Genomic DNA, 421 nt, shown 5'->3' with positions numbered 1-421 from the left:
TGTGGATCGGCATGCAAGATTGACCCCCATCTTGGGGTAATCGGCATGCAAAAGTGACCCCCTGATAATTTTGATCAGAAGCTTCCTCAAAAATGTGAGGGAGCAGTCAGGGGATGTTGGTTGTGGAGACGATCGCGAAGATCAGACGAGCGCATTTCGTCGAAGGCAAATCGATCAAGCAGATCTGCCGCGAGTTGCGTTTGTCGCGGAACACGGTGCGCAAGGTCATCCGATCTGGGGCGACCGAGTTCACCTATGACCGCACGAGGCAGCCCCGTCCGAAGATCGATCCCTGGCGTTCCGAGCTGGACGAGATGCTGGCCGACAATACCCGGCGACCGAAACGCGAACGCCTGACGCTGATCCGGATCTACGAGGAGCTGCGCAACTGCGGCTATGACGGCAGCTATGACGCCGTGCG

General features: G+C 57.7%; 1 pseudogene. It reads left to right on the top strand.

What is annotated here, in order from left to right:
• Positions 1 to 113 precede the first annotated feature (113 nt).
• Positions 114 to 421 (top strand): annotated as a pseudogene (locus tag ACXAH0_RS25160) (IS21 family transposase); the annotation flags it as partial.

It is taken from the genome of Roseibium sp. AWQ4_290 (assembly GCF_056160985.1).
The sequence above is the reverse complement of the archived record's forward strand: the minus strand, read 5'-3'. Positions and strand labels throughout refer to the sequence as shown.